This is a genomic window from Tamlana crocina (assembly GCF_012037625.1).
Genome location: NZ_JAAVJS010000468.1, coordinates 1 through 368, shown reverse-complemented (window position 1 = coordinate 368; position 368 = coordinate 1). Strand labels below are relative to the sequence as shown.

Below are 368 nucleotides of genomic sequence, written 5' to 3'. Positions count from 1 at the left end.
AAACCTAAAAAATATGGCCTTCTTCGGAAAAGTTAGAAATACCATCAACCTCTTAAAAAACATAGACCTGGACCAGCTGGCGAAGATCAATCAGCAGATCGACCTTTCGGAAGCTATGAAAACCCTGGGGAATCTCGATGAGCATCAGCTAAAAGGCCTCATGAAAATGCTCAAAACCAAGCGCCGTAAAGGTCAGCATGACCTTCCGCCTATCGACGGCGATTTTTATAACCTGGACCTCAAGCTTACAGAAGAGCAGCGGGAGTTGCAACTCAAGGTGCGCAATCTTATGGAAGACGAGGTGCGGCCATTGATCAATGATCACTGGAATCGTGCTAAATTTCCTTTTGAGATCATCGAAATGTTCA

General features: G+C 44.8%; 1 pseudogene. It reads left to right on the top strand.

Annotated elements, in window-relative coordinates:
* Positions 1-13: 13 nt before the first annotated feature.
* Positions 14-368 (top strand): annotated as a pseudogene (locus tag HC176_RS17635) (acyl-CoA dehydrogenase family protein); the annotation flags it as partial.